Origin of the sequence: Enterococcus sp. DIV1304_2, assembly GCF_050555445.1 — a bacterium.
Lineage (GTDB): Bacteria > Bacillota > Bacilli > Lactobacillales > Enterococcaceae > Enterococcus_B > Enterococcus_B pernyi.
Genome location: NZ_CP187851.1, coordinates 1,241,528 through 1,267,142 on the forward strand (window position 1 = coordinate 1,241,528; position 25,615 = coordinate 1,267,142).

Consider the following 25,615-nt stretch of genomic DNA (forward strand, 5'->3'; position numbering starts at 1 on the left):
AAGACTTCTGTCCAGACCTTGCTACCCAAATGAATATTTACAAACCTCTTAAAAAAAGGTATGATAAACAAAAATTGTGAGAAGGAGAATCCGAAGAATGAGTGAACAAAAATGGTCTGCTGAAGAAGTAGATGAAATCAAAGAGCGAATTCTCACCGCGTTAGAAATGGTGATTGACCCAGAACTAGGAATCGATATCGTGAACCTAGGTTTGATCTATGAAATCGAATTTGACCCTGAAAATGGAGATACCGTTGTTAAAATGACTTTGACAACGATGGGCTGTCCGTTAGCTGATATCTTGACTGAATCGATCCATGATGCACTAAAAGAAGTGCCAGAAGTGTCGAAAGCAGAAGTCAAATTAGTCTGGTATCCCGCTTGGACGACCGATAAAATGAGTCGTTATGCACGAATTGCGCTTGGGATTCGTTAGGTAATGGTTCTTTAGAAGGTAGATCGGATCTGTAATATAACGAATGATGAAGTAAACGTTGAACTCTTTAACCAACTTTTTTGAAAAGTTGATTAAAGAGTTTTTTATTATGAAAAATGTTGGGTTAGTTGAACGATACAGACGAAAATTAGCAAACTTTAATGTAATCGAAAATAAATAAATTAGTACGTTTTCACTCTTACAAACGATATAATAGTTATAGTAGCTATTCTCATGATCAATTTTGATGTAAAAACCTGTACATAGAACGGGTAGGTTGTTAACTTATAAAATTTTTGGTTACTTTAGAAAGGTTGGATTAAAATGATTTCTCAAAAAGACAATCAAGCAATTGTATTTAGTATTTCAATAGGATCAGGTTGTTATCGGCACATTAGTGTGTCAACAGATGAGACACTTGAAGATTTTGCTGAAATTATCTTGGATTCATTTGATTTTATCAATGATCACGCACATGCATTTTTTATGGACAATTCTGCTTGGAGTGGAAATAAATGTTACTACATGGCAGAAGTTGACATGGGACACGAATACCTTCATACCTGTGACTATAAACTTTATCAACTCGGTCTGAAAAAAGGAGATAAATTCAAGTTTGTCTTTGATTTTGGTGATGATTGGAGATTTCAATGCAAAGTGTTACGTGTCATTGAAGATGATGAAGGAGGCTATGAAGTATTAAAAAGTGTGGGAGAACCACCTGAACAATATTTCAATTTTTTTGAGTGATTTCTAATAAACGCCAAAAGAGTGAATATGAGTGATTATGTTTCAAAATCGTTGAATCTTTTTTTGTCTTAGATAGTACTACTATATGAAAGTGAATAAAACAGTTCAAAAAAAATCATTTTGTTTTTTACTAATTATGTGACACTTTTTAGTTTAGAGATAACCAAATTTTAAATGGAAGATGACAGAAATGTTTATCCGATCAATGAAACTCTGCTTAAAATTTTAAGTATCGTTAGGGATAACGTGTGTACTTTGTATGTAACGTATTTAAATTACTGCGAAGAAATAATATAATCTATCATGTAGTTAATAATAATAAGGAGTCGGTATTTATGGCAAACATAAGTTTGGAACGTCCAATTATTTTATCTAATGAAGATGTCAAAATTATTGAAAATACGCATCCTACAAAAAAATTCTATGACTTATTAGAAAAGAAATCTAGTGATCGTATTAGTAACAAGGATCAAGTACCTAATTGGATGAGAAAAAAATAATATGGACTATACTGTGATTTCATTAAGTAAAAAGATCAAAATGCTGGTTGAAGTAATTAAAGAAGAGGAAATTGAGATTGGAAATAAAGCTCTTAGAAAGAAGGTAAGAGAACGCTTTTCGAACTTTGTAGAATCTTCTTTTTTTGTGGAAACAATTCAGAAATGACTGAATTTTAAAACATGATGCCATACAAAAAGAGCTTTATCATGCGACAAGGACGTACTTGATTTTTAAAGACGAAACACAAGAACATCTCTTAGGTTTTTTTACGTTAGCAATCAAAGATTTAGATATTAGCAAGCTTGAAATAAAAGAGAAAAAGAAATTAGTATTTAACGGAAAATCGCCGAGTAAGGTAGGTGTTGCACCGTCTTATTTAATTGCTCATGTCGCAAAGAATGATTATTTTTCTAAAGAATTTCCAGGAGTAAAAATCATTGAAGAAGCTATACTTATTGTTGACGATGTTAGAAGATCAATTGGAGGAAAATTAATAATACTTGATAGTATTTGTATTCCTAAGGTGATGGATTTATATAAACAATTTGGATTTCGTGAAATTGGAGAAACATTTACATCACAAATTGGACAAGAGTTGCAGTTGATGGTGCTTTCAATGCCAAACTCATTTGATTGATAAATAAATACGTAGAAATTAATTAAGAGTACATCATTTTTTATGATAGCTTCTCTCTTCTAGACGAATTTTTTTGATTACATATAGCTTGTTTGTTTATCGATATAAAAATAAATCAAAAATAGGATCTTAGACTCTCTTAGCGATTGATTAAAAAATTGATAAGAGAGTCTTTGATTCAATGAATAGACTTGATGCAATACCTAATTAAACATTTTGATTATAAGTAAAAATAACTCAATCTTTTAAAACCACTTATTACGTATTCCCATCTAAGTACTTTTCCAAATACTTGATCTTTGCTAGATCCTTATGATTATTTTTCTCTGCACGGTAACTATCTTTAGCAGAACGTTGATAGACTTTCAAATATTGTTCCGCTGTAGGTAAGTAAAAGGAACAGTCATCGATCCTGATTAGAGAGAGTTCATTAAGTGGAATACCTGCAAAGGCGAGAAGACTGTCCATGCTGCCAAACTGGATGGTATAAGAATCTTTTGCAAATTCATGTTCGTGTAAATCAACTAGTTGGTAATTCAACGTTTCCATAATTTTCATGATGCTTTGCCAATTGTGCAAGCGATCTTTATCGGGTGCCTCCCAACCCCGTGGATCGCCAGGAACATGGATGTCAATGTCTCTTGGTTGCCAGTCGATATCTGTTAAGTAAGACAAGCCTAATGAACCTAGTAGTAGCGGAGTGATCTGCTGCTTGTTTAATTTTTGCGTGATCAATAAAAACTCTTTGAAATAAAGTTCCATGGATTTTCTCCTTTTCTTTGGTTGCATTTATTGTAACAAAGTGGATGTCTAATTTTCCATTTCATCCTGAAAACAAAACTAGATTCTCTAAAAAGTGAATCTAGTTTTTTTTATTTCTTGTATTTAAGAAGTGAAGTTGGTGAGCAACTATAAATTTGACTATCGGAGTTGTAAAAAATTGAGTGTGAATGGCTTAGTTTTCCTATTTTTGGTACACTTGATTTACTATCAATTAGAAAGTTGGTGACAGATTGAACCTAGAAGCACAAAAATATTGGGAAAGCTTTTGCTTAAAAAATGGTGTGCCACAAGCATCATTATATGAAATTTTTGCTTTTGGAAATACGAAAGAACACGCAGATGAATTAGCAGATTTGGTATTAAAAGGGAAGAAAACAGGGACAAGCTCAGGGTATGAGCTTTACCAAATGGATAACGAACCATTACCTAAAGTTGGTGACTACTCCGTCGTGGTGAATAGCTCTAAAGTACCGATAGGCATTATCCAGACTGTCGAAGTGTTGATCCTACCTTGGAAAGAAATCACCGAAGAACTGGCAGCTACAGAAGGTGAAGGCGACTTATCTCTTATGTATTGGCAAAAGGGGCATTACAATTATTTCAAACCTTACTATGAAGAACATGGACTATTGCTCAATGAAGAAACAAAAATCGTCTTTGAACGATTCCAACTTGTTGATCGATATTTGCCGAAAAAAGAGGAAACCAATGCGTATTGATTTAGTAGAAGAAGCAATAGAAAAGAAAAAAATCGTCCAAGAAGTCTTGAATGATTTGCCAGAATGGTTTGGCTTGCCAGATTCGACACAAGAATACATCGAGAACTGCCAAAAATATCCGTTGTGGGTCTTGCAAGAAACAAATGAATCAATAGGGTTTATCAGTTTAAAAGAAACAAGTAAAGCCACCGGTGAGATCTATTGTATGGGGATAAAAAAAACCTATCATCATCGAGGATTAGGTAAGCGATTACTAGGTGAACTAGAATCCTATGCAAGAGAACATTACCTATTTTTACAAGTGAAAACGGTCGCCGAAGGGCATTACGCTATCTATGATCAGACGATTGGATTCTATCGAAGGATGGGTTTTGTTGAGCTAGAAGTGTTCCCAACCTTATGGGATGAATGGAATCCATGTTTGGTAATGCTAAAAAGTCTTAACTAAAAAAGAAAGCGAAGTTGGAACTCTCGCACATGACAGCTGTCGTTCGTGGTCGTAAATGTTCGACAGAAGTCTTTACGGAGATCTTTGATGCAAAAGAAGTGTATTCGAGTAAGGAAAACAATACTCCTTATTTCCAGAAACATTCTTATTGATCGGTGATCTGTGGGTGGCATTGAGGGAAGATAAGCAGACAAAGCTTCTCAAAACCTACAATCATATTGATTTTTCAAATCTCTCCGGAACATCTTCTTTGATATAAAGAACAACTTCGTCTTCTAGACCTCAAAATTGAAGAAGAACGTTCGCGGGTAGCAGTAGACATCCATGCGGGCAATCTAAATGATCGTTTGAAGTGGTATGAAGAATAACTATAAGTTTTCAGGAGTAATGGGATGATTAAAAAAGTGAAGAAACTAGACCAAGAGATAATGGACCGACTACTAGGTATTTGGTTAACGACCAATATCAGGACACATGATTTTATTGATGCGACATATTGGTATGAGAAAAAAGCATTGTTGATAAAAGAATTGCCAAAAGCAGAAATTTATTATTGTGAAATGAATAGTCAGATTGTTGGTTTTATGGGCATCGTAGATGAATCTTATTTGGCTGGCATTTTTGTAGAGTCAACATATCAAAATAGAAAAATCGGACAAAAATTGATTGAAGCTGCTAAAAAAGAAAAAGAACGAATAAGCTTGCATGTTTATGGTAAAAATAAAGGAGCAATACGATTCTACTATAAAAATGACTTTAGAAAAGTGGATGAACAAATGGATGAATCGACGGGTGAGAAAGAATACCTCATGGTGTGGGAAAGAAATAGACAGATTTAATGACTACAAACCATGGGCAGTCTACCTACGCCTAGGTGTAAAAAAACAAGATCAATCTTTGAAGGTGGATCTTGTTTTTTCTATGGGATTACTAGCGATCAAGAAGTATAAACGGCAGACTTGCGAGGAAAGCGATCACTCCACAAATGAGTCCAAACAAAATGACGATGCCTACTTTTTCGATCCGATTTCTGACCTTGTTTCTTTGTTTACGTAGAGGTGCTACTTCTTTGTTTTCCATGAATGCAACGATTTCTTTGTAGGTTTTGATATTCTCTTGTTTTTTGAGTCCCTCAACTTTTATTGCGCCGTACATGCTGGCAATCCAAAAGATCAAGGGAAAAGCTAATCGCCAATTACCGGGTAAAAATAAGGATGGGCCTACTGAAATCAAGGTGAGAAGCATGAAAAATAGCATGATTTTGGTATATTTGTTCAGTTCAGTAAGGGTAACATTTTCTTTCATCTTTTCTACATCTCCTTTGACTAATTCATCCAAAGAAACGTCAAATAGGACACTCAGCAATAATAAATTATGAATATCAGGATAACTGCGTTCATTCTCCCAGTTTGAAATCGTTTGTCTTGATACATATAATTTTTCGGCTAATTCTTCTTGGGAGAAAGCTAGTTGTTTGCGATATTTTTTTATTTGATGACTTAAGTCCATAGTATCCGCTCCTTCTTATCTCAGTGTGATCGAAGAGGTCAAAATCGACGATCAAAGGTTTTTGTCATTGCCAGATTTAGCATGTAAAAAGTCTTTGACATGCTTTAAAATGCTGTTTTGTCAGTTTTGTTGGTTATTTGTTATGTAAATGGCGGATCATTGCTTTATTAAAAACCATACGTTTTTTTTGAATAAACTAACGATCCCTTGAATTTATGATATCATACACTTAATCCTGAAAGGATTAATGGATTGGAGGAATGGTTTTGGAGAAGTCAACAAGTGTAGAAAAGAAGAAAGTTTATTTTTTATGTACAGGAAATTCTTGCAGAAGTCAGATCGCTGAAGGGTATGGCCACGAATATCTGGAAGATCAATTTGAAGTTCGGAGCGCGGGAGTAGAGACACATGGATTAAATCCACGTGCAGTAAAAGTGATGGAAGAAGATGGCATCGACATCACGAGTCAAACGTCAGACTTGATTGACCCAGATTATTTTAATCATGCCGACTTGATCATCACTCTGTGCGGAGATGCGTTGGATAAATGTCCAGTGATTCCTGCTCATATTCGTCATGAACATTGGGATTTAGAAGATCCAGCAAAAGCGACTGGGACAGAAGAAGAAATTATTGCTGAATTTAGAAAAACTCGCGAAATCATCAAAGATAAAATCAAGAATATCGCTAACTAAGCGTAGAAAAATATGTATTGATAATATTGGTCTAAGAAAAATCAAGTGAGCATTGAATGGACGCGATAGACTAAGTTGTGAGGTGAGAGGATGAAAGAGCTGAACCGGCTGATCGATTATATCGAAGAACATTTGACAAGTGACATTCAATTAAGCGAAGTAGCCAAACAATCAGGAATCTCGGAGTATCATTTGAAGCGGACTTTCTCGTTTGTTGCAGGAATCACTTTATTTGAATATATCAAGAATCGGCGACTGGCTTGTGCCAATGTAGATCTTGTCAACGGCGCAAGTGCGACAGTGACGGCCTTTGCGTATGGATATCAAACGTTAGAAGGTTTTTCTAGAGCGTTTCGCGACTGGTCAGGTTATTTGCCTTCAGAGGTCAAAAAATCAGGGGTTTGCAAATCTTATCCTAAACTCACCTTTCACTTAGAAATCAAGGGGGGAAATTCAATGGATTATCGAATCGAAGAAAAAGGGACCTTTGCAATTATCGGTGTATCAAAGCGGGTACCGATCCAATTTGTGGGAGTCAATTCATCAATCGTCGAATTAGCAAAAGCGATTACAGAGGAACAAAAAGAGGAAATGCATAGGTTAGGTGATCTTGCACCTAATCAAGTGGTAAATGCCTCTTTTCAATTTGATGAAGGACGCTTGGAAGAAAAGGGCGCTTTGACGCATATGATCGGTTTCTTGACATCAAAAATCGACGAATGTAAAGGGTTAGAGCAACGAATCATTCCTGGACATACTTGGGCGATTTTTCCCAATCAAGGAAGTTTTCCAGAAGTCTTGCAAACGACGATGGCGAATATTTTTTCAGAGTGGCTACCGAACTCTGGGTACGAGTTGGTGGAGGCACCTGAAATCTCCTTTACCAAATGGCTTAATCAAGGGGAAGCGTATAGTGAAGTGTGGATCGCTGTCACAAAGCGACATGGGTAACATTGAAACAAGTCAGTGAAGACGAGTAATATCGAAGAATGAACATTCATTCTAGGATATTGCTCGTCTTTTTTTTAGAAATCAGGCATACTAGAATTATAGTTGGATTGGAAACGATTTAAAACACATGTATTTTGAATAAGGAGAAGAATATGAGACCAAAGTCAAAAGAGGAATTATTGATACTCGCAGCTGAAAATTATGAGAAGTTACAGCAGTTGATCGATTCAATACCTGAGGAACAAAGAGAAGCGACATTTGATTTTGAGGAAGTATTTCTTGAAAAGAAAAAAGAAGCACATTGGCGAAGAGATCAAACGATCAAAGACGTGTTGATCCATTTGTACGAGTGGCATTCTTTATTATTAAAATGGGTAAAAAGTAATCAATTGGGAGAAAGCGTATCTTTTTTGCCGGAACCCTATAATTGGCGAACGACAGCCGAGATGAATCGTGCCTTTACAAAAAAACATCAGTCTACTACGTTACGGCAAGCGTCTGACTGGTTGAAGGAAAGCCATGCAGAAGTGATGTTACTGGCGAAAACCTTCGATGACGATCAACTGTTCCAAAAAAACCAGTATTCTTGGGTGGGGAATACAACGCTTGGCAGTTATTTCGTTTCTGCTACTTCGAGTCATTATGATTGGGCAATCAAAAAAATCAAACAAAGTCAAAAGCAGAAGCGAAAACAAAAGGGAAATTAGGTGAAACAAGAACAAAAAAAATAGGAATCAATAAGATTCCCATTTTTTCAAAATCGTTCTTTTTAGTACCAACCGTTAGCTAACCAGAAAGCTTTGGCTGCATCCCAAGAGCCATAACGAGAAGCCACATATTGTTCTGCCACTCTTTCTTGATTGGCAGCAGAGTAGTCACCGTTCAAGTATGAAGAGTCTAATTGGTAACGGCCGATATAACGTCCGTTTGTTGCTGTATAAGAACCGCTAGATTCTTTTTGTGCGATCCATTCTTTGGCATCGTTCGTACCAGTTGAAACAGCGACTTCAGTAGCTGGTGCTTGTTCCACAACTGGCGCTTCTTCTACTACAGGAGCTTGTTCCACTACAGGTGTTTCCACAACTGGAGCTGTTTCTTGAACAGGTTCCACAGGTGCTTGAGTAGCGACAGGTGCAGCTGCTTGCTCACCAGTAGGAATAGTTAATTCTTGACCTGAAAAAATCAGGTGAATGTTTGAGATTGAGTTAGCTTCGGCAATTGTTTGGATCAAGGAGTTGTCACCAACGTATTTTTGAGAAATCGTTGATAAAGTATCACCTGATTGAACAGTGTAGGCTTCGTCTGCGTGTGCAGAAGTACCCATAAATAATGCAGCGCCGGCGGCCAAAGTTGTTCCAAAAAGAATAGTTTTAAGTGATTTCATGAAAGATCTCCTTCGTATTTTAAAAAGTTATTTTGATTAGCTGTTTTCGCTAACGAGTAATACTTTACCATGGGATTATATTTCATAGGTGAAAGATACGTAACAGTTTGTGACAAATGCTCCTTTTTTGTAACAAGAATGTGTTTAAATAATGTGCGTTTTAATTAGAAAAACATCATAAATGAAGAATTGTGCGCTTCTGACATTTGTTTTTTATTAGAAAGATTCAAAATAAAAAAATAGAAAATGCTCAATTTTAGTTTGAAAAGCCGAGAAAAAAGTGAATTTTTTATAAAATTTATACGAAGTGATAGAATAAAAGAAACAAGGAGATGGGATGGATGACGAATATGTATAAAAAAATAATGGTAGCGATTGATGGTTCGGAAAAAGCCGAGAAAGCATTTGGCGAGGCTTTAGAATTAGCGAGAGATAACCAAGCAGAATTATTGATCGTTTCAATTATCAATAAAATCGATTTGACACATAGTGCCTATGCGTTCTCAAAAATCTATGCAGAAGAAAAACAAAAAACAGAAGTGGAACTATTGAAGAGAATCAATGATGCCAAAGAATTTGGGATTGAAACGATTCATGCAATTGTGGAGACCGGTGATCCAAGAACATTGATCGCCACTGTCTTACCAAAACAAGAGTCAATTGATCTTATCGTGATGGGGGCAACAGGTAAAGGCTCGATCCAACAAGCGTTAGTAGGGTCGACAGCTTCTTATGTGGTGACTCATGCGCCTTGTAATGTGTTGGTCGTTAAATAGATGCCGATTACTGATAAGCTACGTTGCTGATTTCCAACGTGGCTTTTTTGTTCGTGAAGAGTAGTACTGGTAACTAAGGATGTTTGTAAAGGTAATAAATCCATAAGATCAATATCGTCAATGAAATAATCAACCCTAGTTCATGTGAAAGTAATTTTGCGGTGGGTTCCCAATGCCGAAGGGAAAATATTTTGTGGGAAAAATAAGCGACTGGTAAAAGTGTCAGCAATACGGAAAATTTACGCTTCGTCCATTTCGTGTAGTAGATTGCTAAAGTTGTCATTAGAAAAAAAGGAACATAAAAAACCAATTGTCCCAAAGTGTCCATATAATATACGCCTCCAAGGAAAAAAGAAATCTATAATTAAAAATAACACTTTGTATGTTTGTGCACAAGAGGATATGTTATAAAATTTCTTGTTTTTTAAATAAAGTTGTTTTTTTGATTCTTGATGTACTTATTGTTATAATTCTTTTAAAGAAAGGGTGTAGTATTTCATGGACCAAGTGATATTAGAAGTTGATCTACATTTAGTAAACAATATCCGTATTTGCTATTATATTGTTAGTAATAGTGTGGAACCGCGAGTGTTAATGAACAAAATCGATGGTATTTTATCAAAAAAGGATGTCCATCAATTTAACGATGGAGAAGAAAGTTACTACAGTATTCCAGTTGAAAAAGTGATTTATACGAAAGTGAACGTGCGAAAAGATTTAGATACGAAAGAAATACATGCGCCGATCTTCACTGAATATTGAAATAAGCTGGAGGCAATCAAAGATGAATCCCTATGAACAAATGATCCAAGAGTTGATGGATGGAAAAATCCAAAAAATAGAGGTCAAACGTGAGGAAGTCATGGCTTTTCGTGAAGCGTGGTTAAAAATTGAGAATCGCAAGTTTGTTGTTGGAAAGGCCGAACTGAATGGTAATGTGACGTACCACTATGACCCAACAAGATTGTATTAAAAGTAGGGTTTGATAGAAGTGTGGCGATTTGGAGATCAATCGTTTATTTTGAAGCACAAGAAATCCTAACAAAAAATCCCCGACAATCCTTGATTGTTGAGGATTTTTTGTTTCTAGATCATGACAGAATCGCTCCGATCATCCCTATGAAAATATAAATTTTATTTGAATAGATTTTTGAATTTATCCGTTATTCCTTGAAAATCGACATTTTGGAGAAATTCTTGGGCTTTTTCTTTGTAAGGACCTAGTTGTTCTTTATGCTCTTCGAAAAATGTTTTGGCTTCAGTGAAATTGCCACTTTGGACCAGATCTTTGATTTTCTGAAGTATTTCTTCTTTATTCATAATGAAACACATCCTTTCTTTCCTATTATAATAGCAAAAATCTATGAAATTTTGTAAAAATAACTTCTGTGCTAAAGTCCGATAAAAAACTCGATCTAGAGACGGATGAATGTGATTTTTTTACAGGCTATACTCAAAGAGTAAAGAGGAGGTAGGAAAATGAAAGTAATCAAAGTATTAGTAGGTGCCGTTGTATTCAGTGGGTTGGCGTTATTTGGCTTGAAGTTTTATACCCAAGACGCTACTGGAGAATTACCAGCAGTAATAGACCAATTGAATCCGTTAGTCACTAAGGGAGAAGTGTATGTCAAAACAAAACAGCCTGATGAAGTCAATTCGTTTGGGACAGCAAAATATATCCAAAAGGCAGTTGACGCTAATGGCAACGAACGCGAAATTGAATTTAACGGGTTATCTGTTTTAAAAAAAGACCGTTACTTGAGATTGACGAATAAAGGCGCTCATGTAGAAACATACGAAGAAATTTCCAAAGAAGAGGTACCTAAAGAAGCATTAGCTATAATTGGTTGATTTTATTTTTATTATGTAAACTAAGCATCGAATTAAAAAATAAGCCTAAGAATAATTGATTAATAACTTAATCATTCGTTCTTAGGTTTATTTTATTTTCTCGCCATGCTCAATTTCAATTGATCGATCCGCCGTTCCAGTTTTTTGATCAAACCAACAGGCAAGCCGATGATCTCAGCGGATGCTAAGACAGAAGAGAGCAACTGATATTCAAGTGCTTCTGCATGGATTTTACGATAGATGGTGGCTAGACGTTCGATGTACTCAAAATGAGTATAGCCAGTTTGAATGATCAAAAATTTCAACAAATCAATGGCTTTCTCGTAGTCTTGCTCAGAATAATAAGCCAATGCTTGTCGATAAAGTTTGATTTCAAGTAAATCGAGGGAAGCAGGGCTGTATCGGTTCGTCCATTCATTGACTGACACTTTTTTTTGGATGTTACCAGCAGTATCACGGACGAAGATGATTGGGATTTCATTTGGATCCGCCTTTTTATGAATAAATCGTTCCACAGATTCTTGCTCCTTCCATGCTTTGTTAGCTTGAGTATAAGCTATTTTTCTAGGAAATACTAGTTCTTTTCTAAAGTAAGCATTTGTCCGCCCATGGCAGTAAATACTTGCTCAAAGTCGTCGATTGGTACCGCACGATTTTTTATGCCATAAGGATCATTGACATAGATCGATTGATCGTCGTAGCCAGTTACAACACAGGCATGGACTAATGGCGTGACTTGTACTTCACCGTTTGCAGTCGTCCAAGTCATGAAATCATTTTCTGTCGGCACTTGAAAATCGATCGTGACAGAAGCCCAAACAGGTTTTTCTTCTTTTAACGCAGTTTTGATATCAGTTAAGTTTGCATCCGTTTGCGGTTCGGTATGATAATCGGTTTGCACGATTTCTTGAGCTAACGTAGCGATTGGCGGAACATAGACACCCATTGCCCAGTCACCACCCCAAATCTCACCAACGAACCCTTCATTTGGATCGCCATGAGTGCCATCGGCATTAAAAACGGGGACATAATTTAATTGTTCGGCTAATTGATTCTTGGTTGTTTCGTAGCCATAGAAGCGCAGCAACATCGACAAGGCAGTAACTTCACAGCCATTCTCTAGTGCAGGTTCATCGAATTGGTTCTCAAGAGGTACATCGAGAAGCACTTGTTTTTCTTCGGCTTTGATCGTTTGCTCTACGTTTTCATCCAACATCGCTTTTTGATCTTCTGTTTGTTTATGTGTAAAGTAAAAGACGCTTGAAAACAATACTAGTGCTGCACCACCTAGCAGTAATCGTTTTTTACTTTTTTGTTTTGACATGAAATACTCCCCCAGACTTCTTTCTATTATAATTGTTTTTCTAAAAAAAACTACATGAATCTGCCTGATCAAATGTAAAAAACAAGGAAAAACAGTCCCAAAAACGATTTTTTTATTATGTTTAGCTGTTAAAATTTGTGAAAACGAAAACAGTACGCTATAATGCGGATAGATCAAATAAGAGTTTGATCAAATCACCACTAACGAAACACACAGATAAAACGAAATGATTTTCTGTGGCAAACTGTTTGAGTAGTTTAGGAGGATTTTGATGACGGAAGAAATGATTAATTTAGGAGAACAATATTCATGTAGGCCCATTGGTTTTACCAAATCAGTTGTTGGAGAAGTTGTTTCAAAAATGACGAATTGCGCCGTAGTCAAAGTTGCCCAATGCGCTATAGAAGATCAAGAATTATTAGAAGAAAAAGCTAGCATGGTAGTAGCTAAATATGATACATTTGAATAAGAAAATATGGACATGCAACATCGAATGATCATGTTGCAGGTCCTTTTAAGGTTATGAAAGGGGCATTGAACACTAAGGCATAAGATAGAAAAAACGAAAACGCCTATTTCATTTTTGAGTTTTTTGGCTTATGACCGAAGTGCTGCTCCTTGAATACCGTTTGTTCAGTTAGAGGGGACATGATTTACCCCTTTGATTTTCTAGTTTCAAGAGTTGAAAATAAAGGTGTGGATCGATAAGATGGTTTCCTTTTTTACAATAGTTCTTTTTTTATTTGTCATCGTCATGTGCTTATTTTTATGGCTTGTACGACGAGAGATCGTTTATAAAACGGTTCGGAATCGCTGGGTCTATTTAGTTGTTCCGTTCCTTGCTGTACTGGTTTTATGGTATACATTGGTCAGTCAACCAACCACTGATGAGTTAGTGAAAGGCGTCTTGGCTTCTCTTGTGTTATTGAGTTTCTTGTTAGATAGTCGAGGACTTACTACAGAAGGGCTAGTTTTGAACAGCTTTGACCGTCGTGGAGTGCCATATTCTGAAATCAACAAAGTCGTTCTTTACCAACCAAAAGATTCGAAAGAAGTCAAAATGAATTTTTTCCGGAACGGTTGGCGTGGCCCGCTATTGAAATTTTCTGTCTCATTAGAAGAATTGATTCCTTTTTTAGCAAAACACTTAAATGATGATGCAGAACTTGATATCATGATTGAGCATGAGGATGAATGATCCATTGAAATGACAAAAAGACAGCTCCTTCTTTTAGTAGAGGGAGCTGTCTTTTTGTATTAGTAGAATTAGCCAAACACGCGGAAACGATCGGCATCGTTCATATATTCTTTTTCGCCAGCTGGAGATTCAGGTGAACCAAAGACTAATTGTGCACGTAATTTCCAGTTTGCAGGAATCGACCATTCTTTTGCGACAGCTTCATCGATCACTGGATTGTAATGTTGTAAGTTTGCACCTAAACCTTCTTCGCTTAATGCCACCCAAGTATTGGCTGTAGCAATACCATTTGATTGTTCTGACCAATCAGGGAAGTTATCTGCATATAATGCAAATTGCTCTTGCAAGTTTTTGATCACATCTGTGTCTTTGAAGAACAAGACAGTACCATAACCTTTTTTGAAACTAGCTAATTTGTTTTGAGTATTTGGGAAAGCATCAGCAGGTGTCAGTGGACGTAAAGCTTCTTCTGTCATTTCCCATAATTTTTCATGTGCATCGCCAAATAAGATTACTGCACGTGTTGATTGCGCATTGAAAGCAGTAGGGCTTTCTTTGATTGCTTCTTGGATCAATGTTGTTAATTCTTCATTTGATTGTGATACGTTACGGCCTAGATCATAGATCGAACGGCGGTTTTTTAAGATATTTGTAAATTCAGTCATAGATTAGTTCTCCTTTAATTCGCTTTTCTGCGTTTTTTTCTTGATGACAAAACGAAGTATATCATCTTACAAAAAGTAAGTAAAACAAAATGCTCAACAAAATGTACGAATAGAAAAAAGATGTTCTTTTACATAAAAAATTTGTTACGAGACCGTTTACATACTGAATATACCGACATTTAAGCTTTATGATATAAAGTAGACTATATAATTATTAAAAATAACCTATGTTTTTTCTTATCATTTTCCCATTAAATTTTTGTTGTATTTATAGAAAATAAGTATATATTTCTTAAATAAATATTTTTACACGGATTTTCGGTAAATATGTGTATTATTTTCTGAAAATTAAAAGAATTGGGGTATGGGAATATGGAAAAACAAGACAAAGGGTTCTTCGGTCAGCCGAAGGGATTGTCTACATTGTTCTTCACAGAGATGTGGGAACGATTCAGTTATTATGGTATGCGTGCCTTACTGATCTATTATATGTACGACACGGTAGCAAATGGAGGCCTTGGTTTACCTCGTGCCACAGCGTTGTCGATCATGTCGATCTATGGTTCGTTGATTTATATGTCGAGTATCGTAGGCGGCTGGTTTTCTGATCGTGTGTTAGGAGCCAAAAAAACCGTCTTTATTGGTGGGGTCTTCATCATGATCGGTCATGTTGTTTTGGCATTGCCGTTTGGTGTCTCTACTTTATTTATCTCGATGGCGTTGATCATCATCGGTACAGCTTTCTTAAAACCAAACGTTTCGGGAATGGTCGGGCATTTATATACGAAAACCGATTTACGAAGAGATGCAGGATTTTCGATCTTTTATATGGGTGTCAATTTAGGCGCATTGCTCGCGCCGTTGATCGTCGGTACGATTGGCCAAGAGTATAACTACCATTTAGGTTTCTCATTAGCCGCTATCGGTATGTTCTTCGGGTTATTGCAATATGTGATCCAAGGCCGTAAGACATTGGATGGAGTGGGTATGACACCTCCAAATCCTTTGACACAAGGCGAACGTAAAGGATTTATCCGTAATGTTGTGATCGCTTTGGTCGTATTTGCTATTATTTTTGGTGGAGCGCAACTGACTGGACATTTGACGATCGATTTCTTTGTTAATACGATCAGTGTCTTAGGAATCGTTTTACCACTCTATTACTTTATCAAAATGTTGACTTCAAAAGATGTTTCAGTGGAAGAAAAACCACGTGTATGGGCATATATCCCATTATTCTTAGCAGCAATCATCTTTTGGTCATTGCAAGAACAAGGGTCATCGATCCTTGCCCTATTTGCAAGTGAACGAACACAATCGACCTTGATGGGTGTTCCGATCCAAGCAAGTTGGTATCAATCATTGAACCCGATCTTCATCTTTATTTTGACACCTGTGTTCGTTACTTTATGGACACGTTTAGGTAAACGTCAACCATCAACTGTAGTGAAATTCTCTCTAGGGTTGTTATTTGCCGGATTGTCTTATCTGTTATTGATGTTGCCGGGGATGTTATATGGAACAGCTGGAAAAGTCAGCCCACTTTGGCTGATTGGTAGCTTTTTCATCATCGTGATTGCTGAACTTTGCTTATCACCTGTCGGCCTATCAGTGACGACGAAATTGGCGCCTAGAGCCTTCGAATCGCAAACGATTGCGATCTGGTTCTTAGCAGATGCTTCTTCCCAAGCCATCAATGCACAAATCGCTCGTTTCTATACACCAGGTACTGAATCTGCCTACTTTGGGATCATCGGTGTCGTTGCAATCGTCGGTGCAGTGATTTTATTTGCAATCAAAGAACCAATCAAAAAATTAATGGGGTCGATCCACTGATTGGATCTACATCATTTGTCGGAGAGGACAGTCGTCCTGCTCCGGCTTTTTTTATTTCCAAAATTTAAACGATAATAGAACAAATGTTCAGCTATCTTTGTTATAATGAAGAGGTATATCAACCAGGAAAAGGAGGCAATAAGGTGTCGTTACAATTTATCTTAGGGAATGGTCAAAAAGACCACCGCAAAGCACTGATCGATGAAGCCGCCGCTTGGCTTGACAAAGATGAAGACAATCAAGTATTTTTCCTTGTACCTAACTATAATAAATTTGAACAAGAGCAAGAATTACTCGCTGAGATGCGCAAAAAAAGCGGAAAAAGCTCATTTAGCACAACCAACATGCAAGTATTCAGTTTCTATCGTTTGGCTTGGTACTTATTGCAACAAACTACATTGCTGACAGGTAGTGAATTGACCGAATCTGGCTCAGCGATGATCCTCCGCCAAATTTTAGAAAAAAAACAAGAAGAATTGACGATATTTCGAGGAGAAATCCGCAAAAAAGGGTTTATCCGTCAGTTACAAGAGCTATATAGCGAACTACAAGTCGGAAAAATTTCCCCTGTTGATCTGTTGACTTCTGTGACAGGAGAATCACCAAAAGAAGAAGACCGACAATTGAAAATGAAGGATCTACAACTGATTTTCTCTGCATTCGAAGAGGAATTAGTCCAACGCGCCCTACAATCTGAAGATGCGCTGACGGTATTAGCGAATTATATGGCGACGCAGGATTATCATAAGATCAAGTTCTTAGTGAGTGGTTTCGCCCGGATCAACGCCCAAGAGTACCAGTTGCTGCAAAAAATGATGGAAAAAGGACATCTAGTGGTCGATTTGCTATTGGATCGTCCCTACAAATCCGATCTGCCTGATCCGTTGACCTTGTTTTTCAATACAGGAAAGATCTATTTCCAACTTCTCAACGCAGCAAGAGAATTGAATGTTCCTGTGGCTGTTGATCATTATGCACCGAATCGAGAACACCAAAACGAACTTCAAACATTACAACAAATGTGGGAAGAAACTTCCAGCCAGCAGAAAAGCCAACCTGTGAAACTTGGCGCGCAAGAGACATTACATCTGTGGGAGGCGGAGAATCCAACGGAAGAAGTTCGCCAATTAGCGGTGGAGATCCGTCGTTTGGTCAGTCAAGAAGGATTTCGCTATCGAGATATCCAAGTGTTGACGAAGGATATGACACTGTATGGCAATTTATTGCGACCAATTTTCCAAGAGATGGCGATCCCTTTTTATCTGGATGAAGAGCAACTGATGGAAAACCATCCATTGATCGAATGGATCAACAGTTTGTTTGCTTTGGATCGTTATCAATATCGCCTAAACGACATCATGCGTTTCTTCAAGACGGAGTTGACGATCGGTCGGACAGATGAAGAGCTCGATCTGGCTACTTGGGAAGCTACTAGAAATCAATTCCGCACGAATTTAGATATCACGGAAAACGTAGCACTAGCGTACAACTACCAAGGGAATTATTGGCTTCGCGAAAAAGATTGGCAATTTGTCGCCTATGATTTTGAAGCAGAACAGCTAGAAGACGTCAAACAACTGGAAGAGCAATCGAATACGGTCCGAAGACTTTTCCGCGACATGGTGCCGGTATTCCTGAAGAACATCAAAAAAAGCCGAACAGGGCAAGAAGCGGTCACTTTGTTTTATCGCTTCTTGATCGAAAGCGGTGTGCAACAACAATTGCTTTTCTGGCGAGACCAAGAAGTGGCGCGTGGCGGGTTAGCTGCGGCTAGAAACCATGAACAAACTTGGGGCGCTTTGATGGATCTTTTGGACGAGTATTCATTGATCTACGGAGAAACAGCATTCGACTGGTCATTATTTCAAGAGATCATCACGAGTGGCCTAGAAAATCTCAGCTATGGGAAGATCCCTACAGCAATCGACCAAGTGAGGATCAACCGGTTGGAACTTGTACGTGCCAATCAAGCAAAAGTAACATTTGCGGTCGGCTTGAATGACCAAGTGTTTCCAGATCGCCATGAAACTAAAGGTTTATTATCGAGTGAAGAACGTGAAGCGTTGAATCAAGGGTTAGGCGAGGATCAGTTTTTATTCGATCCAGCAAAAGAAAGTATGTCTTTCGAACCTTTCCAAGCGTATTTAGTGTTTGTTTCGGGAACGGAACGTTTGTACTTGAGCTACGCGCAGAGCTATGATACCAATCGGTTGAAAATGTCTCCGTATTTGAAACGAGTCGTTGACTATCTAGGCGTTCCAGTCGAGCCAAAATGCCAGTTGCAATTGACGAGTAAGCCAGATTGTTACGTTGGCACTTACCGTAGTGGGATCAATACGATCAATCGGGTCTATCGTTTAGCAAAAGAAGCCAAACAGGTAGTACCACTTTATTGGCAACAATTAAAAGAGTTAGTTCTGCGTTCGGATCAACGAAATTTTGCATTGACGATTTTTGAAAGTCAAGATCATCTGAATGTACCAGTTTCCTTATCAGAAGAAATGGCAGAAGCTCTCTATGGCAAAGAAATCTATACGTCGATCTCACGCATGGAAAACTTTTATAACTGTGAATATAAATACTTTGTCCAGTTTGGTTTGAAGCTGAAAGAACGTAATATTTATGGACTGACACCAGCTGCCACTGGCGACTTTTATCATGAATCATTGGATCGCTTCTTCAAATTGTTATTCTCGAATCAACTGTCACTTGTGGCGATGTCGGAGAAGGAACGACAAGAATTTACTGAAAAAGTCTTACAAGAAGTATTTGGTGAATTACGTTTTGAGATTTTAGATAGCTCTGCCCGCATGAACTATATTCGTTACCAATTAGGGCAAACGATCCAAAAAGTGGCTTGGGCGTTACAAAAACAAAGCAAGAATACGGGCATGAAACCATTGCAAACAGAGATTTTATTTGGTCAGATCGCTGGTGCACGAGGGATACCAGGTTTGGAAATACCTTTAGACAAAGGCGGAAAACTCCACGTTCGCGGAAAAATCGATCGCATCGATGTGGCAACTGAACAAAGTGATACGTGGTTAAGTGTGGTGGATTATAAATCAAGTGGTCGTTCTTTTGATGTGACTGAAGCTTACTACGGCATGGCGATGCAACTATTGACATATCTTGATGTGGCATTGATGGATGCTGTACGTTTGACTGGGAAAGCCGCAGTCAAACCAGCAGGCTCTTATTATTTGCATGTGCATAATCCAGTCTTGACGGATACGACAGACGTCGAGAAGAATACCTTGAAGAAATTCAGCTATGACGGTGTTTTTGTCGATGATCCAGGTCTGTTAGAGGTGCTCGATCATTCATTGGAAGCAAAAGAAAGTTCATTGATCTATCCGGTGAAGAAAAATGCCAAAGACGAGTTACAAAAAGGCAGTTATAGTAAAGAGAAGTTCTATACAGAAGAAGAACTTCAATTATTCATGAACCATAATCGTGAGAATATGCGTTTAGCGGGGGAAGCGATCACCTCAGGGGAGATCAAACTGAATCCCGCTTACAAAGATAAACAACGGATTGCTTGTGAGCATTGTCCGTTCAGAAGTATTTGTACGTTTGATGTCATGCTCAAAGAAAATAATTATCATCGTTTAGAAAAACTGGATAAAGATGAAGCATTGCGCAGAATACTAAAAAGGAGTGAAGACGAGTGACATCAATTCCTTTAAAACCGGAAAATGAACGTTTTACCGATGAACAATGGCAAGCGATTTTTGACCAAGGCGACAACCTACTTGTTTCGGCTTCCGCTGGCTCAGGTAAGACGACTGTGTTAGTCCGCCGAGTGATCGAAAAGTTAAAAATGGGTGTCAATATCGACGAGTTGCTGATCGTGACGTTTACAGAAGCAGCAGCAAGAGAAATGAAGGAACGGATCCAAGTAGCCTTGCAAGAAGCAGTGAATAGTGAAAGTGATCCGGTCTGGCAAAAACATTTTACGAAACAGCTCGTTTTACTACCTACCGCAAATATCTCGACACTCCATGCGTTTTGTTTAACGGTGATCCGTAAATATTACTATTTGATCGATATCGACCCAGTCTTTCGGATGTTGACGGATGAAACGGAAACGATCTTGATGAAAGAAGATGTCTGGGATGAGATCAGAGAACAACTCTATGCAGAAAATCGCGAAGGTTTTTTCCAGCTGACAATGAACTTTTCAAATGATCGTTCAGATGACGGTTTGACTAACCTCGTATTTTCTCTCTATGATTTTGCCCGAGCAAATCCTGATCCGTTGGCTTGGTTGGATCGCTTACCAGAAGCGTATCGCTTAGAAGATGGTTTAGCAGCTTCTGCATTGTATCAAGAACAGATCCGGCCGCTCGTTTTAGCTGATCTACTCCATTGTACGCAGTTATACGAAGAAATGGTCGTTTTGGCACAAGAAGAAGGACTTGAAAAGATGTTTGAACAAGTCTCACAAGAACAAGCAAGTATCCAACAAATCTATGAACGTTTTCTTGGTGATGAGTTAGACGAAGCTTACCAAGCTTTAGAAAATCTGACGTTTTCGACTTTCAAAAGTAGTCGTAAAGCAGAGTTGAAAGAGCGTTCGGCTGAAGTCAAAAACTTGCGAGACCGTGCCAAAAAAATCTTACAACAAATCGGCAAAAGCTACTTTCCAGTTTCGCCTGCGCAAATCGAAGAGTTGAGTCAAAAAGCCTTCCCCCTCGTTGAACAAATGACCGAAGTCACTAAGCTTTTCATGGAAGGTTTCAGTGCGCGCAAACGTGAAAAAGGCGTGCTAGATTTCAATGATCTGGAACACTTGGCATTACAAATTTTGACGAAACAGACTGAGGAAGAGTGGTTACCAAGCGAAGCATCAGATTATTATCGCAGAAAGTTCAAAGAAGTCATGGTCGACGAGTACCAAGACGTCAATCAATTGCAAGAAGAATTGCTCTATTGGGTCAGAGAGCCAGATGAGGAGAGAGGCAATCTCTTTATGGTGGGAGATGTCAAACAGTCGATCTATTCCTTCCGTTTAGCAGATCCAACTCTATTTATCAATAAATATGAGAAATTCTCGGAAGAAAAAGGCGGTCGACGAATCGTCTTGGCGGAGAATTTTCGCTCCCGTCAGGAAGTCTTAGCGTTTACCAACTTGATTTTTGAACAGTTGATGGACCCAACAGTCGGACAAATCGCCTATGATGAAGCGGCTCGGCTGGTTCTTGGTTTTTCTGGGTTTCCAGAAAATGAACGTTTTGCACCAGAAGTCTTGATCTATGAAAAGGAACAAGAAACGACAGAAATCGAGTTGCCGATGGACGATATGTTGGAAGATAAGACAGAAGGTGAACTCTTGATGACTGGTTTGAAGATCCGTGAATTGATCGATTCAAAATTCATGATCTACGACAAAAAAAGTCAAGAAGAGCGCCCGATCGAATACAAAGATATCGTGTTATTGACACCAACGAAGAAAAACAATTTGACGATTTTAGAAGTGTTCAAAACGTTCGATATTCCGTTGGAACTCAATGATGCGCAGAATTATTTCCAAGCGACAGAAATCAGGATCATGATTTCATTGCTCCAATTGATCGACAACCCTTATCAGGATATTCCCTTAGCTTCAGTGTTACGTTCACCAGTCGTTGGCTTGATCGAACCCGAGTTAGCACGTATCCGATTAGCAGATAAGGTGCATACTTACTATGATGCAGTCTTAGCTTACCAAAATAATAACCAAGATGAATTAGCGGCTAAGTTGCTTCATTTCAATGAGCAACTGCAACAATGGCGGGAGTTAGCACGGCGTTCTTCGATCACGGACTTATTATGGGAGATCTATTACCAAACGGGGTATTTAGAATATGTCGTTGGGTTGCCGGCTGGTGCGCAACGTCAAGCGAATCTGTATGCGTTAGTGGATCGTGCCAAAGCTTATGAACAAAGTTCGTTTCGCGGTCTCTATCAGTTTGTACGATTTATTGAGAAAATGCAGGAAAAAGACAAAGACTTGGCGGAACCAGTGATTGCTTCTAGTGACAATGCCGTTCGCGTCATGACCATCCATGCAAGTAAAGGATTAGAGTTTCCTATCGTTTTCTTATTAGATATGACGAAGCAATTCAATCTACAAGACTTGAAAAACCGTTACGCCTTCGAAGAAAAACTAGGTGCGGGCGTGCGCTACATGGAGCCAGACACGCGGGTCTTGTTTGACACCTTACCTTATCAAGCCATCAAATTAGCGAAACAAAAAAAATTGCTCTCAGAAGAAATGCGTAAATTATACGTTGGATTGACTCGGGCGGAGCAAAAACTGTTTATTGTCGGTTCTTACAAAAGCAAAGAAGACACGTTCAAAGCCTGGTCAGAAGCAAGTGAGCAAACGGATGTAGTGTTAGACCCTGTGATTCGCCTGAAAAGTTCGAGTAGCTTGATGAATTGGATCGGTTACAGCTTGATCCGTCATCCTAAAATGACCGAATATTTTCCAGAAATCACGCCTTTGCCACAACTGAAACATTCACCGGGAGATTTTACGATCACCTGGATGGATCAACAAGCGATTTTAACACAACGCCAAGCATTGACAGTCAAAGAAGAGCAAGCAGAGGAACAAAAAGGAGATCAAACACCATTAACGGCTGAACTACAAGCTCGTTTAGCCTTCACTTATCCTTATGAAGCCTCTTCGCAAACAACGAGTTATCAATCGGTTTCTGAGATCAAACGGCTGTTTGAAGATCCAGATGATTCCCCAGAGGCACGTTTGACTTGGGAAAGCAGTGATAAAAAAGCCTTTGCCCAGCCTTTCAGGTATACGCAAGACCAATTAGCTGAACCACGTTTTGTACAAAAAGAGCGCAAAGTTTCTGCCGCAGCTGTTGGGACAGCGACACATTTTCTATTACAAGTCTTACCATTGGAACAGTTGACGAAAGAAAGCATCAAAAAAGAACTGACGACCCTCGTCAAAAAACGTTTAGTCGATGAGCAAGTAGCAAAACGCGTGCCAGTTGATTCGATCTTATGGTTTTATGAATCTGCTCTTGGTCGATCATTGATCGAACATCCAGAAAAAGTAAAACGCGAACAACCATTTTCAATGCTTCTACAAGCAGAAAGGGTGTTCGATCACTATCCAAATGAAGAAGATGAATTATTAGTCCATGGAATCGTCGATGGTTATCTTGATTTTGGTGAGTATGTACAGCTTTATGATTTCAAAACTGATTTTATTCTACATCCTGAAAATCCAGAGGAGATTGCTAAAGTCATCAATAAATACCGCGGGCAATTGAACTTATACCAACGTGCGTTGAGTGAAGCATTGGCTAAACCCGTTCAAGATGTCTTTTTAGTTTTGCTACAAGCGAAGAAAATAATAAATCTTAATAAAGAATAAGAATTGAGCAAACTGGACTTACACTTTGTAAGTAATATGCTATACTCATGAAAAGAGGTGAGTAAAATGGAGCTAACACAGACAGAATTCATTCTGTGCCCCAAATTTGAAAAAACATTCTCGATTCTAGGGAAAAAATGGAATGGATTGATTATCGATGTATTACTCGAAAATGGTCCGCAACGCTTTGTTGATCTCTCTGCAAAAATCCCGATGGTCAGTGATCGTGTCTTGGTCGAACGATTAAAAGAGCTTGAGAAAGAAAAGATCGTTACCCGCAATTTTTCGTGTAATGAATCCAGTCGTTCAGAATATATGCTGACGGAAAAAGGGGCAGATCTACAAAAAGCGATGGTCCAGTTACAGCTTTGGAGTGAGAAATGGGTCACACCCGAAGAATGCAGTTGATTTTGCATCAAAAATCTTGTACACTAGTTTTTAATTGAATAGATAAAAAAGAATGTTGACGAAAAAGAGTAGTTTGGCTAAACCAGTATAGGGAGATCTGTCATGGACTGAAAGCAGATCCTGTGTTTGAAAAATGAAGTTCACTTTCCGAGTTCGTCTGAGATAGTTCAGACCGGCAGTATGTCTGTCGTTATTAAAATGAGTGTACGATCTCGTTGGGATCGTAAATTAGGATGGTAACGCGAAGACCTCGTTCCTTGATAGGAATGAGGTCTTTTTTGTAGTTGAATTTAAAGGAGGAAATGTCATGTCTTTACAAGCGCAACTCGAAAGCTTGAAAGAAGCAACGATCGTCAAGATCAAGCAGGCGCAGGATTTGAAAGAACTAAATCAAATCCGTGTCGAAACATTAGGGAAAAAAGGACCGATCACTGAGGTCTTACGTGGAATGAAAGATCTAAGTGCCGAAGAGCGACCTAAAGTAGGAAGCTTTGCCAATGAGATCCGTGATCTATTGACACAAGAAATCGAAGAAAGAAAAGCAGTCTTGGAAATCGCTGCAATGAATGAAGCATTAGAAAAAGAAACGATCGATGTAACGCTTCCAGGTAGCTCAGTCAAGCAAGGTACACGCCATATCTTGACGCAGATCATGGAAGAAATCGAAGATATTTTTGTCGGCATGGGGTATCAAATCGTTGAAGGATATGAAGTCGAGTCAGACCATTACAACTTTGAACGAATGAATTTACCAAAAGATCATCCAGCGCGTGATATGCAAGATACTTTCTATATCTCAGAAGAGATCTTGATCCGTACCCATACGTCACCTGTCCAAGCACGTACCATGGAAAAACATGACTTTTCAAAAGGTGCGCTACGCATGATCTCACCAGGGAAAGTTTTCCGACGTGATACTGATGATGCAACACACAGCCATCAATTCCATCAAATCGAAGGATTGGTGATTGACAAGAACGTGACAATGGGTGATCTGAAAGGAACGCTTGAAGTCGTGATGAAGAAAATGTTTGGTGAAGATCGTCAAATCCGTTTACGTCCAAGCTATTTCCCATTCACAGAACCATCTGTTGAAGTCGATGTCAGCTGTTTCAAATGCGGTGGTTCAGGCTGTAACGTCTGCAAACACACAGGTTGGATCGAGATCTTAGGTGCTGGTATGGTTCATCCAAATGTCTTGGAAATGTCAGGGATCGATCCTGAAGAATACTCCGGATTTGCTTTTGGACTTGGCCCAGATCGTGTCGCAATGTTACGTTATGGGGTCAACGATATTCGTAATTTCTATCAAAATGACTTGCGCTTCTTAAGTCAGTTCAAGGGGGAGTAAAAG

30 protein-coding genes are annotated in these 25,615 nt (G+C 38.3%); 22 read left to right on the top strand and 8 right to left on the bottom strand.

Annotated elements, in window-relative coordinates; all coding sequences use genetic code 11:
* Positions 1 to 97 precede the first annotated feature (97 nt).
* From IGJ14_RS05870 to IGJ14_RS05885, 4 genes are all read left to right on the top strand, one after another.
* Entirely contained in the window at positions 98 to 436 is a 339-nt protein-coding gene (locus tag IGJ14_RS05870) for a metal-sulfur cluster assembly factor (RefSeq protein ID WP_019723739.1), read from the top strand.
* 324 nt (positions 437 to 760) lie between these two features.
* On the top strand, positions 761 to 1,186 hold the full coding sequence (locus tag IGJ14_RS05875) for an IS1096 element passenger TnpR family protein (protein ID WP_081308350.1): 426 nt from the start codon (positions 761 to 763) through the stop codon (positions 1,184 to 1,186).
* Positions 1,187 to 1,521: 335 nt separating this feature from the next.
* Positions 1,522 to 1,686, top strand: a complete 165-nt coding sequence (locus IGJ14_RS05880) for a hypothetical protein (RefSeq protein ID WP_019723294.1) — start codon at positions 1,522 to 1,524, stop codon at positions 1,684 to 1,686.
* A gap of 224 nt (positions 1,687 to 1,910) precedes the next feature.
* Entirely contained in the window at positions 1,911 to 2,324 is a 414-nt protein-coding gene (locus tag IGJ14_RS05885; protein ID WP_019723292.1) for a hypothetical protein, read from the top strand.
* Between the two features lie 258 nt (positions 2,325 to 2,582).
* Here the strand turns inward: IGJ14_RS05885 and IGJ14_RS05890 are convergent, their stop codons facing one another.
* Entirely contained in the window at positions 2,583 to 3,086 is a 504-nt protein-coding gene (locus IGJ14_RS05890) for a hypothetical protein (protein WP_019723291.1), read from the bottom strand.
* 251 nt (positions 3,087 to 3,337) lie between these two features.
* Between IGJ14_RS05890 and IGJ14_RS05895 the strand changes: the two genes are divergently transcribed.
* The 4 genes from IGJ14_RS05895 to IGJ14_RS05910 all read left to right on the top strand — a co-directional run bounded on the left by IGJ14_RS05895 (position 3,338) and on the right by IGJ14_RS05910 (position 5,113).
* Positions 3,338 to 3,826 (top strand): ASCH domain-containing protein, encoded by a 489-nt coding sequence (locus IGJ14_RS05895; RefSeq protein ID WP_207463599.1) that lies wholly within the window; start codon positions 3,338 to 3,340, stop codon positions 3,824 to 3,826.
* The gene (locus tag IGJ14_RS05900) at positions 3,816 to 4,274 is read left to right on the top strand and encodes a GNAT family N-acetyltransferase (protein ID WP_195274543.1); all 459 of its coding nucleotides are present in this window, start codon (positions 3,816 to 3,818) and stop codon (positions 4,272 to 4,274) included. Before IGJ14_RS05895 ends, IGJ14_RS05900 begins: the two co-directional genes overlap by 11 nt.
* 29 nt (positions 4,275 to 4,303) lie before the next feature.
* Positions 4,304 to 4,426: a hypothetical protein gene (locus IGJ14_RS05905; RefSeq protein ID WP_267472077.1), complete on the top strand. Its 123-nt coding sequence runs from the start codon at positions 4,304 to 4,306 to the stop codon at positions 4,424 to 4,426.
* Positions 4,427 to 4,666: 240 nt separating this feature from the next.
* A complete protein-coding gene (locus IGJ14_RS05910; protein WP_195274545.1) occupies positions 4,667 to 5,113 on the top strand; it encodes a GNAT family N-acetyltransferase in 447 nt (148 codons plus the stop codon).
* Positions 5,114 to 5,204: 91 nt separating this feature from the next.
* Here the strand turns inward: IGJ14_RS05910 and IGJ14_RS05915 are convergent, their stop codons facing one another.
* Positions 5,205 to 5,783 carry a helix-turn-helix domain-containing protein gene (locus tag IGJ14_RS05915; protein ID WP_104776883.1) on the bottom strand — a complete coding sequence of 193 codons (579 nt, stop codon included), beginning with the start codon at positions 5,781 to 5,783 and terminating at the stop codon, positions 5,205 to 5,207.
* A gap of 260 nt (positions 5,784 to 6,043) precedes the next feature.
* Here IGJ14_RS05915 and arsC point away from each other — a divergent pair, with 260 nt between their 5' ends.
* The 3 genes from arsC (at position 6,044) to IGJ14_RS05930 (ending at position 8,136) form a co-directional block, all read left to right on the top strand.
* Positions 6,044 to 6,478, top strand: a complete 435-nt coding sequence (arsC, locus tag IGJ14_RS05920) for an arsenate reductase (thioredoxin) (protein ID WP_108146534.1) — start codon at positions 6,044 to 6,046, stop codon at positions 6,476 to 6,478.
* A gap of 90 nt (positions 6,479 to 6,568) precedes the next feature.
* Positions 6,569 to 7,429: an AraC family transcriptional regulator gene (locus IGJ14_RS05925; protein WP_195274547.1), complete on the top strand. Its 861-nt coding sequence runs from the start codon at positions 6,569 to 6,571 to the stop codon at positions 7,427 to 7,429.
* 152 nt (positions 7,430 to 7,581) lie between these two features.
* Positions 7,582 to 8,136, top strand: coding sequence for a ClbS/DfsB family four-helix bundle protein (locus IGJ14_RS05930; RefSeq protein ID WP_195274549.1), 555 nt, complete (start codon positions 7,582 to 7,584; stop codon positions 8,134 to 8,136).
* Between the two features lie 62 nt (positions 8,137 to 8,198).
* Here the strand turns inward: IGJ14_RS05930 and IGJ14_RS05935 are convergent, their stop codons facing one another.
* The gene (locus tag IGJ14_RS05935) at positions 8,199 to 8,813 is read right to left on the bottom strand and encodes a LysM peptidoglycan-binding domain-containing protein (protein WP_074799681.1); all 615 of its coding nucleotides are present in this window, start codon (positions 8,811 to 8,813) and stop codon (positions 8,199 to 8,201) included.
* A gap of 341 nt (positions 8,814 to 9,154) precedes the next feature.
* Here IGJ14_RS05935 and IGJ14_RS05940 point away from each other — a divergent pair, with 341 nt between their 5' ends.
* The gene (locus IGJ14_RS05940; RefSeq protein WP_023519554.1) at positions 9,155 to 9,589 is read left to right on the top strand and encodes a universal stress protein; all 435 of its coding nucleotides are present in this window, start codon (positions 9,155 to 9,157) and stop codon (positions 9,587 to 9,589) included.
* A 73-nt stretch (positions 9,590 to 9,662) separates the two neighbouring features.
* Here IGJ14_RS05940 and IGJ14_RS05945 read toward each other — a convergent pair whose 3' ends face one another.
* Positions 9,663 to 9,917 (bottom strand): glucose uptake protein, encoded by a 255-nt coding sequence (locus tag IGJ14_RS05945; RefSeq protein ID WP_108146531.1) that lies wholly within the window; start codon positions 9,915 to 9,917, stop codon positions 9,663 to 9,665.
* 170 nt (positions 9,918 to 10,087) lie between these two features.
* Between IGJ14_RS05945 and IGJ14_RS05950 the strand changes: the two genes are divergently transcribed.
* Together IGJ14_RS05950 and IGJ14_RS05955 are read left to right on the top strand one after the other, a co-directional pair.
* Entirely contained in the window at positions 10,088 to 10,351 is a 264-nt protein-coding gene (locus IGJ14_RS05950) for a hypothetical protein (protein WP_108146530.1), read from the top strand.
* Positions 10,352 to 10,373: 22 nt separating this feature from the next.
* On the top strand, positions 10,374 to 10,562 hold the full coding sequence (locus tag IGJ14_RS05955) for a hypothetical protein (protein WP_019724086.1): 189 nt from the start codon (positions 10,374 to 10,376) through the stop codon (positions 10,560 to 10,562).
* A 161-nt stretch (positions 10,563 to 10,723) separates the two neighbouring features.
* Here the strand turns inward: IGJ14_RS05955 and IGJ14_RS05960 are convergent, their stop codons facing one another.
* Positions 10,724 to 10,909: a hypothetical protein gene (locus tag IGJ14_RS05960; RefSeq protein WP_019724087.1), complete on the bottom strand. Its 186-nt coding sequence runs from the start codon at positions 10,907 to 10,909 to the stop codon at positions 10,724 to 10,726.
* Positions 10,910 to 11,068: 159 nt separating this feature from the next.
* Here IGJ14_RS05960 and IGJ14_RS05965 point away from each other — a divergent pair, with 159 nt between their 5' ends.
* Positions 11,069 to 11,440, top strand: coding sequence for a YxeA family protein (locus IGJ14_RS05965; RefSeq protein ID WP_019724088.1), 372 nt, complete (start codon positions 11,069 to 11,071; stop codon positions 11,438 to 11,440).
* A gap of 92 nt (positions 11,441 to 11,532) precedes the next feature.
* Here the strand turns inward: IGJ14_RS05965 and IGJ14_RS05970 are convergent, their stop codons facing one another.
* Together IGJ14_RS05970 and IGJ14_RS05975 are read right to left on the bottom strand one after the other, a co-directional pair.
* Positions 11,533 to 11,955 carry a hypothetical protein gene (locus IGJ14_RS05970; protein ID WP_065095893.1) on the bottom strand — a complete coding sequence of 141 codons (423 nt, stop codon included), beginning with the start codon at positions 11,953 to 11,955 and terminating at the stop codon, positions 11,533 to 11,535.
* 59 nt (positions 11,956 to 12,014) lie between these two features.
* Complete coding sequence (locus IGJ14_RS05975; RefSeq protein ID WP_065095894.1) at positions 12,015 to 12,764, bottom strand: C39 family peptidase; 750 nt, start codon at positions 12,762 to 12,764, stop codon at positions 12,015 to 12,017.
* 271 nt (positions 12,765 to 13,035) lie between these two features.
* Here IGJ14_RS05975 and IGJ14_RS05980 point away from each other — a divergent pair, with 271 nt between their 5' ends.
* Positions 13,036 to 13,233, top strand: a complete 198-nt coding sequence (locus IGJ14_RS05980; protein ID WP_010735604.1) for a hypothetical protein — start codon at positions 13,036 to 13,038, stop codon at positions 13,231 to 13,233.
* Between the two features lie 240 nt (positions 13,234 to 13,473).
* Positions 13,474 to 13,962, top strand: coding sequence for a hypothetical protein (locus tag IGJ14_RS05985; protein WP_019724091.1), 489 nt, complete (start codon positions 13,474 to 13,476; stop codon positions 13,960 to 13,962).
* Positions 13,963 to 14,030: 68 nt separating this feature from the next.
* On the opposite strand, the gene IGJ14_RS05990 is transcribed toward IGJ14_RS05985, so the two are convergent.
* A complete protein-coding gene (locus tag IGJ14_RS05990) occupies positions 14,031 to 14,627 on the bottom strand; it encodes a nitroreductase family protein (RefSeq protein ID WP_010735602.1) in 597 nt (198 codons plus the stop codon).
* Between the two features lie 372 nt (positions 14,628 to 14,999).
* Between IGJ14_RS05990 and IGJ14_RS05995 the strand changes: the two genes are divergently transcribed.
* The 5 genes from IGJ14_RS05995 to pheS all read left to right on the top strand — a co-directional run bounded on the left by IGJ14_RS05995 (position 15,000) and on the right by pheS (position 25,612).
* On the top strand, positions 15,000 to 16,463 hold the full coding sequence (locus tag IGJ14_RS05995; protein WP_019724155.1) for a peptide MFS transporter: 1,464 nt from the start codon (positions 15,000 to 15,002) through the stop codon (positions 16,461 to 16,463).
* Positions 16,464 to 16,606: 143 nt separating this feature from the next.
* The gene (locus IGJ14_RS06000; RefSeq protein WP_195274465.1) at positions 16,607 to 20,137 is read left to right on the top strand and encodes a PD-(D/E)XK nuclease family protein; all 3,531 of its coding nucleotides are present in this window, start codon (positions 16,607 to 16,609) and stop codon (positions 20,135 to 20,137) included.
* Positions 20,134 to 23,853, top strand: coding sequence for a helicase-exonuclease AddAB subunit AddA (addA, locus tag IGJ14_RS06005; RefSeq protein WP_195274467.1), 3,720 nt, complete (start codon positions 20,134 to 20,136; stop codon positions 23,851 to 23,853). Before IGJ14_RS06000 ends, addA begins: the two co-directional genes overlap by 4 nt.
* Positions 23,854 to 23,919: 66 nt before the next feature.
* A complete protein-coding gene (locus tag IGJ14_RS06010) occupies positions 23,920 to 24,261 on the top strand; it encodes a winged helix-turn-helix transcriptional regulator (RefSeq protein ID WP_019724054.1) in 342 nt (113 codons plus the stop codon).
* A gap of 307 nt (positions 24,262 to 24,568) precedes the next feature.
* Positions 24,569 to 25,612 carry a phenylalanine--tRNA ligase subunit alpha gene (pheS, locus tag IGJ14_RS06015; protein WP_195274469.1) on the top strand — a complete coding sequence of 348 codons (1,044 nt, stop codon included), beginning with the start codon at positions 24,569 to 24,571 and terminating at the stop codon, positions 25,610 to 25,612.
* The last annotated feature ends 3 nt before the right edge of the window (positions 25,613 to 25,615 follow it).

Excerpts from the sequence above, each read along its gene's own strand:
- IGJ14_RS05955 (WP_019724086.1), top strand. The coding sequence starts at position 10,374 with ATGAATCCCTATGAACAAATGATCCAAGAGTTGATGGATGGAAAAATC.
- IGJ14_RS05940 (WP_023519554.1), top strand. The coding sequence starts at position 9,155 with ATGACGAATATGTATAAAAAAATAATGGTAGCGATTGATGGTTCGGAA.
- IGJ14_RS05900 (WP_195274543.1), top strand. The coding sequence starts at position 3,816 with ATGCGTATTGATTTAGTAGAAGAAGCAATAGAAAAGAAAAAAATCGTC.
- IGJ14_RS05980 (WP_010735604.1), top strand. The coding sequence starts at position 13,036 with ATGACGGAAGAAATGATTAATTTAGGAGAACAATATTCATGTAGGCCC.
- IGJ14_RS05925 (WP_195274547.1), top strand. The coding sequence starts at position 6,569 with ATGAAAGAGCTGAACCGGCTGATCGATTATATCGAAGAACATTTGACA.
- IGJ14_RS05975 (WP_065095894.1), bottom strand. The coding sequence starts at position 12,764 with ATGTCAAAACAAAAAAGTAAAAAACGATTACTGCTAGGTGGTGCAGCA.
- IGJ14_RS05890 (WP_019723291.1), bottom strand. The coding sequence starts at position 3,086 with ATGGAACTTTATTTCAAAGAGTTTTTATTGATCACGCAAAAATTAAAC.
- IGJ14_RS05930 (WP_195274549.1), top strand. The coding sequence starts at position 7,582 with ATGAGACCAAAGTCAAAAGAGGAATTATTGATACTCGCAGCTGAAAAT.
- IGJ14_RS05965 (WP_019724088.1), top strand. The coding sequence starts at position 11,069 with ATGAAAGTAATCAAAGTATTAGTAGGTGCCGTTGTATTCAGTGGGTTG.
- IGJ14_RS05910 (WP_195274545.1), top strand. The coding sequence starts at position 4,667 with ATGATTAAAAAAGTGAAGAAACTAGACCAAGAGATAATGGACCGACTA.
- IGJ14_RS05950 (WP_108146530.1), top strand. The coding sequence starts at position 10,088 with ATGGACCAAGTGATATTAGAAGTTGATCTACATTTAGTAAACAATATC.
- IGJ14_RS05915 (WP_104776883.1), bottom strand. The coding sequence starts at position 5,783 with ATGGACTTAAGTCATCAAATAAAAAAATATCGCAAACAACTAGCTTTC.
- IGJ14_RS05985 (WP_019724091.1), top strand. The coding sequence starts at position 13,474 with ATGGTTTCCTTTTTTACAATAGTTCTTTTTTTATTTGTCATCGTCATG.
- IGJ14_RS05960 (WP_019724087.1), bottom strand. The coding sequence starts at position 10,909 with ATGAATAAAGAAGAAATACTTCAGAAAATCAAAGATCTGGTCCAAAGT.
- IGJ14_RS05990 (WP_010735602.1), bottom strand. The coding sequence starts at position 14,627 with ATGACTGAATTTACAAATATCTTAAAAAACCGCCGTTCGATCTATGAT.
- IGJ14_RS05905 (WP_267472077.1), top strand. The coding sequence starts at position 4,304 with ATGACAGCTGTCGTTCGTGGTCGTAAATGTTCGACAGAAGTCTTTACG.
- pheS (WP_195274469.1), top strand. The coding sequence starts at position 24,569 with ATGTCTTTACAAGCGCAACTCGAAAGCTTGAAAGAAGCAACGATCGTC.
- IGJ14_RS05875 (WP_081308350.1), top strand. The coding sequence starts at position 761 with ATGATTTCTCAAAAAGACAATCAAGCAATTGTATTTAGTATTTCAATA.
- IGJ14_RS05880 (WP_019723294.1), top strand. The coding sequence starts at position 1,522 with ATGGCAAACATAAGTTTGGAACGTCCAATTATTTTATCTAATGAAGAT.
- IGJ14_RS05995 (WP_019724155.1), top strand. The coding sequence starts at position 15,000 with ATGGAAAAACAAGACAAAGGGTTCTTCGGTCAGCCGAAGGGATTGTCT.
- arsC (WP_108146534.1), top strand. The coding sequence starts at position 6,044 with ATGGTTTTGGAGAAGTCAACAAGTGTAGAAAAGAAGAAAGTTTATTTT.
- IGJ14_RS05945 (WP_108146531.1), bottom strand. The coding sequence starts at position 9,917 with ATGGACACTTTGGGACAATTGGTTTTTTATGTTCCTTTTTTTCTAATG.
- IGJ14_RS06010 (WP_019724054.1), top strand. The coding sequence starts at position 23,920 with ATGGAGCTAACACAGACAGAATTCATTCTGTGCCCCAAATTTGAAAAA.
- IGJ14_RS05935 (WP_074799681.1), bottom strand. The coding sequence starts at position 8,813 with ATGAAATCACTTAAAACTATTCTTTTTGGAACAACTTTGGCCGCCGGC.
- IGJ14_RS05870 (WP_019723739.1), top strand. The coding sequence starts at position 98 with ATGAGTGAACAAAAATGGTCTGCTGAAGAAGTAGATGAAATCAAAGAG.